24 protein-coding genes are annotated in these 13,602 nt (G+C 61.8%); 1 reads left to right on the forward strand and 23 read right to left on the reverse strand.

The genetic code is table 11. The features are described 5' to 3' along the window. Positions 1 to 129 precede the first annotated feature (129 nt). From rplQ to rpsM, 4 genes are all read right to left on the reverse strand, one after another. Positions 130 to 552, reverse strand: a complete 423-nt coding sequence (rplQ, locus tag ACS5Q0_RS02455; protein WP_473125027.1) for a 50S ribosomal protein L17 — start codon at positions 550 to 552, stop codon at positions 130 to 132. 120 nt (positions 553 to 672) lie between these two features. Then, positions 673 to 1,695, reverse strand: coding sequence for a DNA-directed RNA polymerase subunit alpha (locus ACS5Q0_RS02460; RefSeq protein WP_473125028.1), 1,023 nt, complete (start codon positions 1,693 to 1,695; stop codon positions 673 to 675). Between the two features lie 92 nt (positions 1,696 to 1,787). Continuing rightward, positions 1,788 to 2,177, reverse strand: coding sequence for a 30S ribosomal protein S11 (gene rpsK / locus ACS5Q0_RS02465; protein WP_091136316.1), 390 nt, complete (start codon positions 2,175 to 2,177; stop codon positions 1,788 to 1,790). 79 nt (positions 2,178 to 2,256) lie between these two features. After that, positions 2,257 to 2,625, reverse strand: a complete 369-nt coding sequence (rpsM, locus tag ACS5Q0_RS02470) for a 30S ribosomal protein S13 (RefSeq protein WP_473125029.1) — start codon at positions 2,623 to 2,625, stop codon at positions 2,257 to 2,259. 767 nt (positions 2,626 to 3,392) lie between these two features. Between rpsM and ACS5Q0_RS02475 the strand changes: the two genes are divergently transcribed. After that, entirely contained in the window at positions 3,393 to 3,731 is a 339-nt protein-coding gene (locus ACS5Q0_RS02475; protein WP_473125030.1) for a DUF6968 family protein, read from the forward strand. Positions 3,732 to 3,758: 27 nt separating this feature from the next. Here the strand turns inward: ACS5Q0_RS02475 and ACS5Q0_RS02480 are convergent, their stop codons facing one another. The 19 genes from ACS5Q0_RS02480 to rplB form a co-directional block, all read right to left on the reverse strand. Then, on the reverse strand, positions 3,759 to 4,340 hold the full coding sequence (locus ACS5Q0_RS02480) for an adenylate kinase (RefSeq protein WP_473125031.1): 582 nt from the start codon (positions 4,338 to 4,340) through the stop codon (positions 3,759 to 3,761). A gap of 60 nt (positions 4,341 to 4,400) precedes the next feature. Beyond that, positions 4,401 to 5,738 (reverse strand): preprotein translocase subunit SecY, encoded by a 1,338-nt coding sequence (gene secY / locus ACS5Q0_RS02485; RefSeq protein WP_473125032.1) that lies wholly within the window; start codon positions 5,736 to 5,738, stop codon positions 4,401 to 4,403. A gap of 206 nt (positions 5,739 to 5,944) precedes the next feature. After that, entirely contained in the window at positions 5,945 to 6,418 is a 474-nt protein-coding gene (gene rplO, locus ACS5Q0_RS02490) for a 50S ribosomal protein L15 (RefSeq protein ID WP_473125033.1), read from the reverse strand. An 11-nt stretch (positions 6,419 to 6,429) separates the two neighbouring features. Continuing rightward, a complete protein-coding gene (gene rpmD, locus ACS5Q0_RS02495; protein ID WP_473125034.1) occupies positions 6,430 to 6,633 on the reverse strand; it encodes a 50S ribosomal protein L30 in 204 nt (67 codons plus the stop codon). Positions 6,634 to 6,647: 14 nt separating this feature from the next. After that, positions 6,648 to 7,217 (reverse strand): 30S ribosomal protein S5, encoded by a 570-nt coding sequence (gene rpsE, locus ACS5Q0_RS02500; RefSeq protein ID WP_370438041.1) that lies wholly within the window; start codon positions 7,215 to 7,217, stop codon positions 6,648 to 6,650. A gap of 124 nt (positions 7,218 to 7,341) precedes the next feature. Further along, a complete protein-coding gene (gene rplR, locus ACS5Q0_RS02505) occupies positions 7,342 to 7,704 on the reverse strand; it encodes a 50S ribosomal protein L18 (RefSeq protein WP_370438042.1) in 363 nt (120 codons plus the stop codon). A gap of 12 nt (positions 7,705 to 7,716) precedes the next feature. Continuing rightward, positions 7,717 to 8,250, reverse strand: coding sequence for a 50S ribosomal protein L6 (rplF, locus tag ACS5Q0_RS02510; RefSeq protein ID WP_473125035.1), 534 nt, complete (start codon positions 8,248 to 8,250; stop codon positions 7,717 to 7,719). A gap of 37 nt (positions 8,251 to 8,287) precedes the next feature. Next, positions 8,288 to 8,683 (reverse strand): 30S ribosomal protein S8, encoded by a 396-nt coding sequence (gene rpsH, locus ACS5Q0_RS02515; RefSeq protein WP_134499503.1) that lies wholly within the window; start codon positions 8,681 to 8,683, stop codon positions 8,288 to 8,290. A gap of 15 nt (positions 8,684 to 8,698) precedes the next feature. Then, positions 8,699 to 9,004, reverse strand: coding sequence for a 30S ribosomal protein S14 (gene rpsN / locus ACS5Q0_RS02520; protein ID WP_473125036.1), 306 nt, complete (start codon positions 9,002 to 9,004; stop codon positions 8,699 to 8,701). A gap of 39 nt (positions 9,005 to 9,043) precedes the next feature. After that, the gene (rplE, locus tag ACS5Q0_RS02525) at positions 9,044 to 9,610 is read right to left on the reverse strand and encodes a 50S ribosomal protein L5 (RefSeq protein ID WP_473125037.1); all 567 of its coding nucleotides are present in this window, start codon (positions 9,608 to 9,610) and stop codon (positions 9,044 to 9,046) included. Beyond that, positions 9,603 to 9,920, reverse strand: a complete 318-nt coding sequence (rplX, locus tag ACS5Q0_RS02530; protein ID WP_473125038.1) for a 50S ribosomal protein L24 — start codon at positions 9,918 to 9,920, stop codon at positions 9,603 to 9,605. Before rplX ends, rplE begins: the two co-directional genes overlap by 8 nt. Next, the gene (gene rplN / locus ACS5Q0_RS02535; protein WP_009764309.1) at positions 9,920 to 10,288 is read right to left on the reverse strand and encodes a 50S ribosomal protein L14; all 369 of its coding nucleotides are present in this window, start codon (positions 10,286 to 10,288) and stop codon (positions 9,920 to 9,922) included. Before rplN ends, rplX begins: the two co-directional genes overlap by 1 nt. A gap of 164 nt (positions 10,289 to 10,452) precedes the next feature. Then, complete coding sequence (gene rpsQ / locus ACS5Q0_RS02540; protein ID WP_473125039.1) at positions 10,453 to 10,692, reverse strand: 30S ribosomal protein S17; 240 nt, start codon at positions 10,690 to 10,692, stop codon at positions 10,453 to 10,455. 12 nt (positions 10,693 to 10,704) lie between these two features. Continuing rightward, a complete protein-coding gene (gene rpmC / locus ACS5Q0_RS02545) occupies positions 10,705 to 10,917 on the reverse strand; it encodes a 50S ribosomal protein L29 (protein WP_473125040.1) in 213 nt (70 codons plus the stop codon). A gap of 12 nt (positions 10,918 to 10,929) precedes the next feature. After that, the gene (gene rplP / locus ACS5Q0_RS02550; RefSeq protein WP_473125041.1) at positions 10,930 to 11,343 is read right to left on the reverse strand and encodes a 50S ribosomal protein L16; all 414 of its coding nucleotides are present in this window, start codon (positions 11,341 to 11,343) and stop codon (positions 10,930 to 10,932) included. 24 nt (positions 11,344 to 11,367) lie between these two features. Beyond that, entirely contained in the window at positions 11,368 to 12,072 is a 705-nt protein-coding gene (rpsC, locus tag ACS5Q0_RS02555) for a 30S ribosomal protein S3 (RefSeq protein ID WP_473125042.1), read from the reverse strand. Positions 12,073 to 12,083: 11 nt separating this feature from the next. After that, a complete protein-coding gene (gene rplV / locus ACS5Q0_RS02560; RefSeq protein WP_161724274.1) occupies positions 12,084 to 12,464 on the reverse strand; it encodes a 50S ribosomal protein L22 in 381 nt (126 codons plus the stop codon). A gap of 1 nt (position 12,465) precedes the next feature. Beyond that, complete coding sequence (gene rpsS / locus ACS5Q0_RS02565) at positions 12,466 to 12,744, reverse strand: 30S ribosomal protein S19 (RefSeq protein WP_047186987.1); 279 nt, start codon at positions 12,742 to 12,744, stop codon at positions 12,466 to 12,468. A gap of 15 nt (positions 12,745 to 12,759) precedes the next feature. Further along, positions 12,760 to 13,596 (reverse strand): 50S ribosomal protein L2, encoded by an 837-nt coding sequence (gene rplB, locus ACS5Q0_RS02570; RefSeq protein ID WP_473125043.1) that lies wholly within the window; start codon positions 13,594 to 13,596, stop codon positions 12,760 to 12,762. Positions 13,597 to 13,602: the final 6 nt, after the last annotated feature.

Consider the following 13,602-nt stretch of genomic DNA (forward strand, 5'->3'; position numbering starts at 1 on the left):
GGGAGCACCGGATTGATCCCGACAGCGGATTCCACTTTCAACGTCCGATGCTCTACGGCGGACCGGCCTGCAAGCAAAAAGGGCGGCCCGAGGGGCCGCCCTTGATGCAATCGGCTGAAGCCCGAGCAGTTACTCGGCGGCCTCGACGATCTCGGTCTTCTGGGTCGGGCCCGAGTCCTGACCGCGCGCATCGACGTCGCGATCAACGAACTCGATCACGGCCATCGGGGCGTTGTCGCCGAAGCGGAAACCAGCCTTCAGGACGCGGGTGTAGCCGCCGTTGCGGTCCTTGTAGCGAGCGCCAAGAACGTCGAACAGCTTCTTCACCATGGCCTCGTCACGCAGCTTGGACATGGCCTGACGGCGAGCGTGCAGGTCGCCGCGCTTGCCGAGCGTGATCAGCTTCTCGACGACCGGACGGAGGTCCTTGGCCTTCGGGAGGGTGGTGACGATCTGCTCGTGCTTGATCAGCGCAGCCGCCATGTTGGCGAACATTGCTTTGCGGTGCTCGCTCGTGCGGTTGAAGCGACGACCACTGAATCCGTGACGCATTGGCTTTCTCCTAGGATTTTACGGCCGCCGTGCCAAGGTACGGCCGTCTCTCTTGATTCACCGCCGTTCCCGGCGGAGCAGATTCGAAGCCGCCCTTGGATGAAGGGCGGCTTCGGAAACTCAGTAATGCTCTTCGAAGCGCTTCGCGAGATCTTCGATGTTCTCCGGCGGCCAGCCCGGCACGTCCATGCCGAGGTGCAGGCCCATGCCGGCCAGAACTTCCTTGATCTCGTTGAGCGACTTGCGGCCGAAGTTCGGGGTGCGGAGCATTTCCGCCTCGGACTTCTGGATGAGGTCGCCGATATAGACGATGTTGTCGTTCTTCAGGCAGTTCGCCGAACGGACCGACAGCTCGAGCTCGTCGACCTTCTTGAGCAGGGCCGGGTTGAACGGAAGCTGCGGCGCGGCTGCAGCCGTCTCCTCCTTGCGCGGCTCTTCGAAGTTGACGAAGACCTGGAGCTGGTCCTGCAGGATGCGGGCGGCATAAGCCACGGCATCCTCAGGCGTCACGGCGCCATTGGTCTCGACCGTCATGATCAGCTTGTCGTAGTCGAGAATCTGGCCCTCGCGGGTGTTCTCGATGCGGTACGACACCTTCTTCACCGGGCTGTACAGCGAGTCGACCGGGATGAGACCGATCGGAGCATCCTCGGCGCGGTTACGCTCGGCGGGAACATAGCCCTTGCCGGTGTCAACCGTGAACTCCATGCGGATCTCGGCACCGTCGTCGAGGGTGCAGAGAACGTGCTCGGGGTTCAGGATCTGAACGTCGCCGACCGTGTTGATGTCGCCAGCGGTGACGGCGCCGGGGCCGGTCTTGCGAAGCGTCATGCGCTTCGGACCCTCGCCCTGCATCTTGATGGCGATCGCCTTCACATTGAGGACGATGTCGGTCACGTCCTCGCGGACGCCCGGAATGGACGAGAACTCGTGCAGCACGCCGTCGATATGAATCGACGTCACCGCCGCGCCCTGGAGCGACGACAGGAGAACGCGACGCAGCGAGTTGCCGAGCGTCGTGCCGAAGCCACGCTCGAGCGGCTCGGCCACGACCGTCGCGATGCGCTTCGGATCGTCACCGGGGGCGACTTCGAGCTTGTTGGGCTTAATCAGCTCTTGCCAGTTCTTTTGGATCACAACCACACCTCTTGAGGTACGGCTTGAAGGGAGGCTTCAGACCGACCCTTTAAACCGAAACGCGCGCGGGCTTGGGCCCACGCGCCGGATGATCTTAATTAGACGCGGCGACGCTTGCGCGGGCGGCAGCCGTTGTGCGGGATCGGCGTCACGTCACGGATCGAGGTGACGGTGAAGCCAGCCGACTGGAGGGCGCGGAGTGCGGACTCACGGCCGGAGCCGGGACCGGACACCTCGACCTCGAGGGTGCGCATGCCGTGCTCGGCAGCCTTGCGGGCCGCGTCCTCAGCAGCGACCTGCGCAGCGTAAGGGGTCGACTTGCGGGAGCCCTTGAAGCCCATCGCGCCGGCCGAGGACCACGAGATCGTGTTGCCCTGGGCGTCGGTGATGGTGATCATAGTGTTGTTGAACGAGGCGTTCACATGCGCCACGCCGGAGACAATGTTCTTGCGTTCGCGGCGGCGGACGCGGGTCGCTTCTTTAGCCATTCCAAAGATCCTTCAAACGCGCCCGTCATGCCAGGCGCTCGGGAGATAAGGGCCGCCCGAAAAGGCGGTCGCTGAAAAATTACTTCTTCTTGCCGGCGATCGGCTTCGCCTTGCCCTTGCGGGTGCGTGCATTGGTGTGCGTGCGCTGGCCGCGAACCGGCAGGCTGCGGCGGTGGCGCAGGCCACGATAGGCGCCGAGATCCATCAGGCGCTTAATGTTCATGGACACTTCGCGGCGAAGGTCACCTTCCACGACGTAGTCGCGGTCGATGGCTTCGCGGATGGCCAAAACTTCTGCGTCGGTCAGCTGGTTCACGCGGCGCTCGGCCGGGATGTTGACCTTCTCGACGATCTCCTGAGCCTTCTTGGGCCCAATGCCGTGGATATACTGAAGCGCGATCACAACGCGCTTGCCGGTCGGGATGTTGACGCCTGCTATACGGGCCATCGTCCGTCTCCATGTGGTGAAGCCTGAGCTTCCGTTGATGCTTGTCGCGCGTCCGGTGGAGGCCGGCCCCTGCGCGGGTTATGAATGCAAAAGAAAACGGCCCGAGCGACCTCCTCCGAAGCCCCCAGAACCGAATGCCTTCTGATGCAAGGGGTGGCACATAGCTGCTTTTTGAAGTGGCGTCAACTCTTTTGACCATCAGGGAGATACCCGCATTCTACGGAACTATAGATCTCCATGCGCTTGAGGTCCTCGGCATTTGTTCCATATTTGTTCTTGTCTTTATCCCTTTTTACGATATAATATTCGAAGCTTGGTTTAGGTCATTTTGAATGAAGCAGTCCCGCCACCCAAAAACTAATTTGCTGTCGCTGAAGTACCGCCTTGTTTCGCTCAAGCAGAGAGCTATCGATCTTCGATTACGCCAAATCCTTGAATACCGCTATGATCCTAACCAGCCGCGCATTCCCGCAGGAACTTCTGGAGGCGGCCAATGGACAAGCGGTGGTTCTTTAGCTTCACCCGCTTCAACGATTGCCCCCCGGTACCACGTCCGCGGGTCTAAGCGGCCACTATCCCAAAGAGAAGCCTGGCCGCTTTACCCTCGCAGCAAGACGAACCCTGGCTCAGTGTGAGGAGCAGTACGACCGAGACGTATTCCAATGCAAGATGGTTGGCCTGAAAACCTGTTACGCACAAGCCATGGTACGAAGGGTTGCGTGCGAAAAAGGGCATCCAATTCCGCCACTCAATTATTGAGACCCATAATGCTTATCGCTCAGAGAATTCTTGTGTTCGAAACGGGGACCGGAGCCAAAATTGAAGTACCGATCTCTCTTTATGCCCCCGAGGGAACCGACAACCATTGGCAGTGCCGCTACACCATTGGATGGCCGAATGGAACCTATAGTAGCGAAGGCTACGGGGTTGATCAGTTCCAAGCAATTCTGCTGTCTATGCAAAAAATCGGAACTGATATCTATTTCAGCGACTACCACAGAACAGGGCGGCTTTATTTCGAAACACCCGGAAGCGGGTATGGCTTCCCAGTACCGAAAAATGCACGCGACCTACTGGTAGGCGACGACAAGCGCTTTGATGGATGATCCGCAATAAAACGGTGAGGCCCAGCCTCACCGTCCAAGGATTCCTTTGACCACCTCGGTCACCTCGTCGATGGGCTTCATGCCGTCGACGGCCTTCAGCATGCCCCTTCCCTCGTAATAGGCGGATAGCGGGGCCGTCTGGGTCCGATAGGCCTCCAAACGGGTCTTGAAGACTTCAGGATTGTCGTCCTTGCGGACCTGCTCGCCGCGGGCCTCGGTCTCCTTGGCCCGCTTCACGATGCGGTCCACGAGCTCGTGCTCGTTGACCTTGAACTCGACCACGGCGTCGAGCTTCAGGCCTTTCTCGGCCAGCATCGAATCGAACGCCTCGGCCTGGGCGACCGTGCGGGGGAAGCCATCGAGGATGAAGCCCTTCTTGGCATCGGCCTCCTCGATCCGGTCGGCGATGATGCCGACCACGATGTCGTCGGACACCAGCTCGCCGCGGTCCATCACGGCCTTGGCCTTGAGGCCCACCGGCGTGCCGGCAGCCACCGCTGCCCGGAGCATATCGCCGGTCGACAGCTGGGGTATTCCCAGGCGCTCGACCAGACGCACGGCCTGGGTCCCTTTACCGGCCCCAGGCGGCCCCAGCAGGATGATCCTCATAGACGTTCCCCTCACAACTTGAACGGTTTCCCCGCATTGCCCCGCGGGGAAACCTGCCTCTTACCGCCGCCGTGCGCCCTTGAGCTTCGCCTTCTTGACGAGCCCTTCGTACTGGTGAGCCAAGAGATGGCCGTGCACCTGGGCAACCGTGTCCATGGTAACAGACACGACGATCAGGAGCGAAGTGCCGCCAAAGTAGAATGGCAGCGCCGCGTAGGACACCAGAACTTCCGGAATCAGGCAGATGATGACGAGGTAAGCTGCACCGAGAACGGTGATGCGAGTCAACACCTGATCGATGAAGTCCGCCGTCCTTTCGCCGGGACGGATGCCCGGAATGAAGCCACCCTGCTTCTTCAGGTTGTCGGCGGTCTCCGTCGGGTTGAAGACAATGGCCGTGTAGAAGAACGCGAAGAACACGATCAACGCCGCGTAGAGGAACATGTAGGCGGGCCGCCCATGGCCGAGATAGGCCGTGAGCATGGAGATGATGCCCGTGCCGTCCGTTCCGGTCTGGAAGCTGGCAATGGTCGCCGGCAGCAGCAGGAGCGACGAGGCGAAAATCGGGGGGATGACGCCCGAGGTGTTCAGCTTCAGCGGCAGGAACGAGGTCTGGCCCTCGTACATCCGGTTGCCGACCTGGCGCTTCGGATAGTTGATCAGAAGGCGCCGCTGAGCCCGCTCCATGAACACGACGAAGTAGATGATGGCGACCGCCATCACGATGACGCCGAGGATCAGGCCCGTGGAGATCGCGCCCTGGCGACCGAGCTCGAGCGTACCGGCAATGGCCCGCGGAAGGTTGGCGACGATACCCGCGAAGATGATGAGCGAAGTGCCGTTACCGATGCCTCGCGACGTGATCTGCTCACCCAGCCACATCAGGAACATGGTGCCGCCGGTCAGGGTGATGACCGTCGAGATCAGGAAGAAGGGGCCGGGAGCCAGAACGATGTTGCCGGAGCTCTGCAGTCCCACGGCGATGCCCCAGGACTGGAACACCGCGAGGAACACCGTCAGGTAGCGGGTGTACTGGTTCAGGATCTTGCGGCCCGCCTCCCCTTCCTTCTTGAGCGCTTCGAGAGAAGGAAGCACGGAGGTGAGGAGCTGAACGATGATCGATGCCGAAATGTAGGGCATGATGTTCAGGGCGAAGATCGCCATGCGCTCCACGGCGCCGCCCGAAAACATGTTGAAAAGCCCGAGAACGCCGCCGCTGGCATTCTGGAAGCTCTGCGACAGAGCCTCCGGGTTGATGCCCGGCAGCGGGATATAGGTGCCGAGGCGATAGATGATGAGCGCACCGAGGGTGAACCAAATGCGCTTCTTCAATTCCTCCGCCTTGGCGATCGACCCGAAATTGATGTTTGCGGCGAGTTGCTCGGCTGCTGAAGCCATTTTTCGTCCCCGAAATCCCGAGGCATGATCGACGTCGGCCGGAGCCGGCTCCGCACGGACCATGCAAAACTTGTGAAGGCTGGAGCTTGATCGCGCCTTCCTCAGGCGCAGTCAAATCCTAACTTACGGAACTCACATCACACAAACGGCGGCCACGCGATCAGACGCGGGCCGCCGCTTGGATCTGGCTTAATGTGGGCTCAGGCTCACGCCTGTGCAACGGCGCCCAGGAGGGTCACCGAACCGCCAGCCTTCTCGATCGCCTCGACGGCCGACTTGGAGGCGCCGTGGACCTGGAAGGACAGCTTGGCCTTGAGTTCGCCGACGCCGAGGATCTTCACGCCGTCGCGCGGCTTGGAGACCACGCCAGCGGCGACCAGCGCCTCGACGGTGACCGGAGCGGCCTTGTCGAGCTTGCCGGCCTCGACGGCCTGCTGGATGCGGCCGACATTGACCTCGTTCAGATCGATCGCGTTCGGCTTGTTGAAGCCGCGCTTCGGCAGACGGCGATGCAGGGGCATCTGACCGCCTTCGAAGCCCTTGATCGACACGCCGGTACGGGACTTCTGACCCTTGACGCCACGGCCGCCGGTCTTGCCCTTGCCGGAGCCGATACCACGGCCGACGCGCATACGGTTCTTGGTGGAACCTTCGTTGTCACGAATTTCGTTGAGTTTCATGACCGCTCTCCTCACTGCCCGTCGACAACGCGCACGAGGTGCTTGACCTTTTCGATCATGCCGCGAACCGCAGGCGTGTCTTCCAAGGTCGAAGTGCGATGAAGCTTGTTGAGCTTAAGGCCGATCAGCGTCTGGCGCTGCTTGGCCTCGCGGCGGATCGGCGAACCGATCTGCTCAACGGTGATGGTTGCTGCTGAAGCAGGCTTCTTTGCCATTCTGGAAGCCCTCCTTACGCGTCAGCGCCAGCGTCGGCGCCAGCATCCGCATCGCGGCGGCGAGCCTGCAACGTCGAAACCTTCAGGCCACGACGGGCAGCCACGGCGCGCGGGCTATCCTCGTTCTTGAGGGCGTCGAAGGTTGCACGAACCAGGTTGTAGGGGTTCGACGAACCGAGCGACTTCGACACGACGTCCTGCATGCCGACCGCCTCGAAGACGGCGCGCATCGGACCGCCGGCGATGATGCCGGTACCCTGGGGGGCAGCACGCAGCACGACCTTGCCGGCGCCATGGCGGCCGTTCACGTCGTGGTGGAGAGTGCGACCCTCGCGCAGCGACACGCGGATCATCGAGCGCTTCGCAGCGTCGGTGGCCTTGCGGATCGCCTCCGGAACCTCACGGGCCTTGCCGTGACCGAAGCCGACGCGGCCCTTCTGATCGCCGACGACGACGAGAGCGGCGAAGCCGAAACGACGGCCGCCCTTCACGACTTTGGCGACGCGGTTGATATGGACCAGACGGTCCACGAATTCGCTGTCGCGCTCGTCGCGATCAGCACGTTCTCTAGGTTCTCTTGCCATGAGACCTCTCACTTGCGCGGGCGGCGGGCCCGCTCGCTAGGGGTTGGTATACGATACCCGCCGTAAAGCACGATCGGGACGGGAGGTAAACCACTCCCCGCCCCGCTCGTGAAATGTCGAATGATTAGAACTCGAGACCGCCTTCACGGGCAGCGTCGGCCAGAGCCTTGACGCGGCCGTGATAGAGGTAGCCCGAGCGATCGAAGATCACCTGCTTCACGCCAGCCTTGGCTGCGCGCTCGGCAACGAGCTTGCCCACTTCCTTCGCCGCATCGACGGTGGCGCCGGTCTTGAGCTTGCCGCGGAGATCCTTCTCGATCGTCGAGGCGGACGCGACGGTCACGCCGCGCTCGTCATCGATGACCTGGGCATAGATCTGCTTGGACGAACGGAACACCGACAAACGCGGGCGGCCGTTCGCTGCTTTCCTGATCGCACGGCGTACACGAGCCTTGCGGCGATCTTCAGCGCCTTTCTTCTCAGCCATGATACGTCGTCCTTACTTCTTCTTGCCTTCCTTGCGGAAGATGAACTCGCCGGCATACCTGACGCCCTTGCCCTTATAGGGCTCCGGACCGCGATACTCGCGGATCTCGGCGGCCGTCTGTCCGACTTTCTGCTTGTCGATACCGGTGACGACGACTTCCGTCGGCTTCGGCGTCGTGACCGTGATGCCGGCCGGGATCTCGTAGTCGATGTCGTGGCTGTAGCCGAGCGACAGCTTCAGCACCTTGCCAGCGACAACGGCCTTGTAGCCGACGCCGTTGATCTCGAGGCGCTTCTCGAAGCCATTCGACACACCCTGCACCAGATTCGCAACCTGGGCGCGGGAGAGGCCCCACTTGGAACGGGCCGCCTTCGACTGATCGCGCGGAGCGACCGTGACGGCACCGTCCGCGAAAGCGACCGACACTTCATCGGGAACGACGAACGACAGCTCGCCCTTCGCACCCTTCATCTTCACCATCTGGCCGTCAACGGTCGCCGTCACTCCCGACGGAACCGGAATCGGCTTTTTGCCTACTCGTGACATTCTGGAATCTCCGTGGTTCTGTGCTGTTGCTTTGGCCTTAGAAGACCTTGCAGAGCACTTCGCCGCCCACGTTCTTCTCACGGGCCTCATGATCGGCCATCACGCCCTGGGGCGTCGAGAGAATGGTGATGCCGAGGCCGTCAGCCACGCGGGGCATGGTGTCGACGGAAGCATACACGCGGCGGCCCGGCTTGGAGACGCGCTCGATCGAGCGGATCACCGGCTGACCGTCATAGTACTTCAGCTCGATCGAAAACTCCGTACGGCCATTGCCGAACTCGGTCTGCGAATAGTCCCGGATGTAACCCTCGCTCTTGAGAACCTCGAGAACACGGGCGCGGAGCTTCGAGCCAGGGGTCGTGACGACACCGCGACGGCGCATCTGCGCGTTGCGGATACGGGTGAGCATATCGCCCAACGGATCGTTGATCATATATTGCTCTCCCTCTTACCAGCTGGACTTCACGAGGCCCGGGATCAGGCCCTTGTTGCCGAGCTCGCGCAGAGCGATGCGCGACATGCCGAGCTTGCGGTAGTAAGCGCGCGGACGGCCCGTGATCTCGCAACGGTTGCGGATACGGGTCGGGCTCGCATTGCGCGGCAGCTCGGCCAGCTTGAGGCGCGCCTCGAAGCGCTCCTCCATGGACTTCGACTCGTCGTTCGCGACCGCCAGGAGGCGCTCGCGGCGGCCGGCGAACTTCTTCACCAGCTTGCGACGATGCTTGTTCTTCTCAATAGCGCTTTTCTTAGCCATTCTTTTATCTCCAGTGTCCGCGTCTGAGGACAGCTATCCTCACTGCCGGAACGGGAAGTTGAAGTGACGCAGCAGAGCGCGGGCTTCGTCATCGGTCTTGGCCGTCGTCGTGATGATGACGTCCATACCCCAAACCTGCTCAACCTTGTCGTAGTTGATCTCAGGGAACACGAGGTGCTCCTTGATACCCATCGCGTAGTTGCCGCGGCCGTCGAACGACTTGGGGTTCAGACCCCGGAAGTCGCGGACGCGGGGAAGCGCGATGGTGACGAGCCGATCGAGGAACTCGTACATGCGCACCTTGCGGAGCGTAACCTTGGCGCCGATCGGCATGCCCTCGCGGACCTTGAACTGCGAGATCGCCTTGCGGGCCTTCGTGATCACCGGCTTCTGGCCGGCGATGAGCGCGAGATCCGAAGCGGCCACGGAGGCCTTCTTCGAATCGGCGGTCGACTCGCCAACGCCCATGTTCAGCACGATCTTGTCGATCTGCGGAACTTCCATGGGGTTCTTGTAGCCGAACTCTTCAATGAGCTTCGGACGCACCACTTCCTCGTAGTGCTTCTTCAGCCGCGGCGTGTAGCCGTCCACCTGAGCCTTAGCCATCGATCAGGTCTCCCGAACGCTTGGCGAAGCGAACCTTGCGGCCGTCTTCGAGAACTTTGAAACCAACCCGGGTCGGCTTGCCGTCCTTCGGGTCCGCATAGGCCAGGTTCGACAGATGGATCGGGGCTTCCTTCGTGATGATGCCGCTCTCCTGAGTCGCCGTCTGGCGCTGGTGGCGCTTCACCAGGTTCACGCCACGGACGACCGCGCGCTCTTCCTTCGGGAGCACCTGCACGACTTCACCGGTCTTGCCCTTGTCGCGACCGGTCAGGACGACGACTTTGTCGCCCTTCTTGATCTTCGCGGCCATTAGAGCACCTCCGGCGCAAGCGAAATGATCTTCATGTGATTCTTGGCACGCAGCTCGCGCGGAACGGGCCCGAAGATACGGGTGCCGACCGGCTCTTTCTGATTGTTGATCAGAACGGCGGCGTTACGGTCAAATCGGATGACCGAACCGTCGGCGCGACGGATGTCCTTGGCGGTGCGCACGACGACCGCCTTCATGACGTCGCCCTTCTTCACGCGGCCGCGCGGGATAGCCTCTTTCACGGATACGACGATGATATCGCCCACGGAAGCGTACTTACGCTTCGAACCGCCGAGAACCTTGATGCACATCACGCGACGGGCGCCGGAATTGTCGGCGACGTCAAGATTCGTCTGCATCTGGATCATGGCTTTGATCCTTTCCTTTGTTTCAGACAGGTTTCCGGGTCAAGGCACGATTGCCCCCCGGACTACGCCTGACGGGGATCTGTCGTCCCCTGCCCTTCAAATGTCGAGAGAGGCGGCCGTATACACGAACCGCCCCTGCTAGACAACCCCAAAAAGAAGGCCGGTTAGGCCTCCGCTTGGTCGACGAGCACCCAGGTCTTGAGTTTGGAGAACGGCTTGGTCTCTTCGATGAAGACCGTGTCGCCCACCTTAGCTTGATTATTCTCGTCGTGAGCGTGGTAGTTCTTCGTCTTACGCACGGTCTTCTTCAGAACCGGGTGCGTGAAACGACGTTCCACCTTCACGACGACCGTCTTGTCCTGCTTGTCGCTGACAACGACGCCCTGCAAAACGCGCTTCGGCATCTTGATTTCCTCTTAAGCCTTAGCCGCAGCGACCTTCTGCCGCTGCAGTGTCTTGACGCGGGCGATGTCCCGGCGGACTTCACGGACGCGTCCGGTGTTCTCGAGCTGGCCCGTGGCGCGCTGGAACCGGAGGTTGAACTGCTCCTTCTTGAGGTTGAGCAGCTCGTCCGACAGCTGGTCAGCAGACATAGCCTTGAGGTTCGAGAATCTTTCCTTCGACTTCATGATTCCCTCTCCTTACTCGGCAATACGCTGGATGAAGCGGGTCTTGATCGGGAGCTTGGCCGCGCCGAGACGGAGCGCCTCGCGGGCGATCTCCTCGGACACGCCGTCGATCTCGAACATGATACGGCCGGGCTTCACCTTGGCCGCCCAGAACTCGGGCGACCCCTTACCCTTACCCATACGTACTTCGGTCGGCTTGCTCGAAACCGGCACGTCCGGGAAAATCCGGATCCACACCCGGCCCGCGCGCTTCATGGCGCGGGTGATGGCGCGGCGTGCCGCTTCGATCTGACGAGCGTTGATCCGCTCGGGTTCCATCGCCTTCAGGCCGAACTGGCCGAAGTTGAGGTCCGTACCGCCCTTCGCAGCGCCGGAAATGCGGCCCTTGAACTGCTTACGGAACTTGGTTTTCTTCGGTTGCAACATGGCAAACCTCTCCTGACCTCTCCGTTACGCCGCTTGCTCGCGGCGGCCACCAGAGCGGCCTCCTTCCTCGTTCATCCGCTTGTCCTGGGCCATCGGATCGTGCTCAAGGATTTCGCCCTTGAAGATCCAGACCTTGATGCCGCAGGTGCCATAGGTCGTAAACGCCGTAGACACGCCGTAATCGACATCCGCACGCAGCGTGTGCAGCGGAACGCGGCCCTCGCGGTACCACTCCAGGCGGGCGATTTCCGCGCCACCCAGACGGCCCGAGCAGTTGATGCGGATGCCCTCGGCGCCGAGACGCATCGCCGACTGAACGGCGCGCTTCATGGCGCGGCGGAAAGCGACGCGACGCTCGAGCTGCTGAGCGATCGAGTCGGCCACCAGGGTGGCGTCCACTTCCGGCTTACGGACTTCGACGATGTTGATCGCCACGTCCGCGTCGGTCATCTTCGAGACGATCTTGCGGAGCTTCTCGATGTCGGCACCCTTCTTGCCGATCACCACGCCCGGACGGCCCGAGTGAATGGTGACGCGGCACTTCTTGTGCGGACGCTCGATGACGATCTTCGAAACGGCGGCCTGCTTCAGCTGCTTCATCAGCGCTTCGCGGATCGCCATGTCCTCATGCATCAGTTTGGCGTACTCGCCCTTGCCGGCGAACCAGCGCGAGTCCCAGGTCCGGTTGATGCCGAGCCGAAGACCGATCGGGTTGATTTTCTGACCCATCTGGTTCTCCTTTATGCCTGTTCGGCAACTTCCCGAACCACGATCGTGAGGTTCGAGAACGGCTTTTCGATACGAGCGCCCCGGCCACGGGCCCGAGCGTGGAAGCGCTTCATGACGAGCGCCTTGCCGACAAAAGCCTGGCTGACGACGAGATCGTCCACATCGAGGTTGTGGTTGTTCTCGGCGTTGGCGATGGCGCTCTCGAGGCACTTCTTCACGTCGCGAGCGATGCGCTTGCGGGAGAACTCGAGGTCGGCGAGAGCCGCAGAAACCTTCTTGCCGCGGATAAGGGCCGCAACAAGATTGAGCTTCTGGGGGCTGACGCGCAGCATGCGAGCGACGGCTTGAGCCTCGTTGTCGCTCAATGCGCGAGGAGTCGCGGCCTTACCCATCTTACTTCCTCTTCGCCTTCTTGTCCGCCGCGTGACCGTGGAAAGTGCGGGTCGGCGAGAACTCGCCGAACTTGTGACCCACCATTTCCTCGCTCACGAGAACGGGAATGTGCTTCTGACCATTGTAGACCCCGAACGTGAGGCCCACGAATTGCGGGAGGATCGTGGAGCGGCGGCTCCAGATCTTGATGACCTCGTTGCGGCCCGAAGAACGGGCAGCCTCGGCCTTCTTGAGGAGGTAACCGTCGACGAACGGGCCCTTCCAAAGCGAACGTGCCATGACGTGCCTCTATCCTTACTTCTTCCGAGCGTGACGGCTCGACACGATGAACTTGTCGGTCCGCTTGTTCGAACGGGTTTTCTTGCCCTTGGTGGGAACGCCCCACGGCGACACCGGATGGCGGCCACCGGAGGTACGACCTTCACCACCACCGTGCGGGTGGTCGATCGGGTTCATGGAAACGCCGCGGTTGTGCGGACGCTTGCCGAGCCAGCGGTTGCGACCGGCCTTGCCGACCGAGGTGTTCATGTGGTCCGGGTTGGACACGGCGCCGACGCTGGCGAAGCACTGGCCATGGACCATGCGCTGCTCGCCGGAGTTCAGGCGGACCGTCACGTAGCCCTGGTCACGACCCACGATCTGAGCATAGGTGCCGGCGGAGCGGGCGAGAGCGCCGCCCTTGCCGATCTTCAGCTCGATATTGTGGATGATCGTTCCCACCGGCATGTTGCCGATCGGCATCGCGTTGCCCGGCTTAATGTCGACCTGCTCGCCGGCCGAAACCTGGTCGCCGACAGCGAGACGCTGCGGGGCCAGGATGTAGGACAGCTCGCCATCGGCGTAGCGGATGAGCGCGATGAAGGCGGTGCGGTTCGGATCGTACTCGATCCGGTCCACGATCGCCACATCGCCCATACGGCCGCGACGCTTGAAGTCGACCAGGCGCAGGGTGCGCTTGTGACCACCGCCACGGAAGCGGACGGTCACGCGACCCATGTTGTTACGGCCGCCGGAGGAGCTCTTGCCCTCCGTCAGCGCCTTGACCGGCTTGCCCTTGTAGAGCTCGCTGCGGTCGACGATCACCAGCTGGCGCAGGCCGGGGGTGATTGGTTTGAAGGTTTTCAAAGCCATCGGATC

The sequence above is a fragment of the Microvirga sp. HS2 genome, from assembly GCF_055792805.1.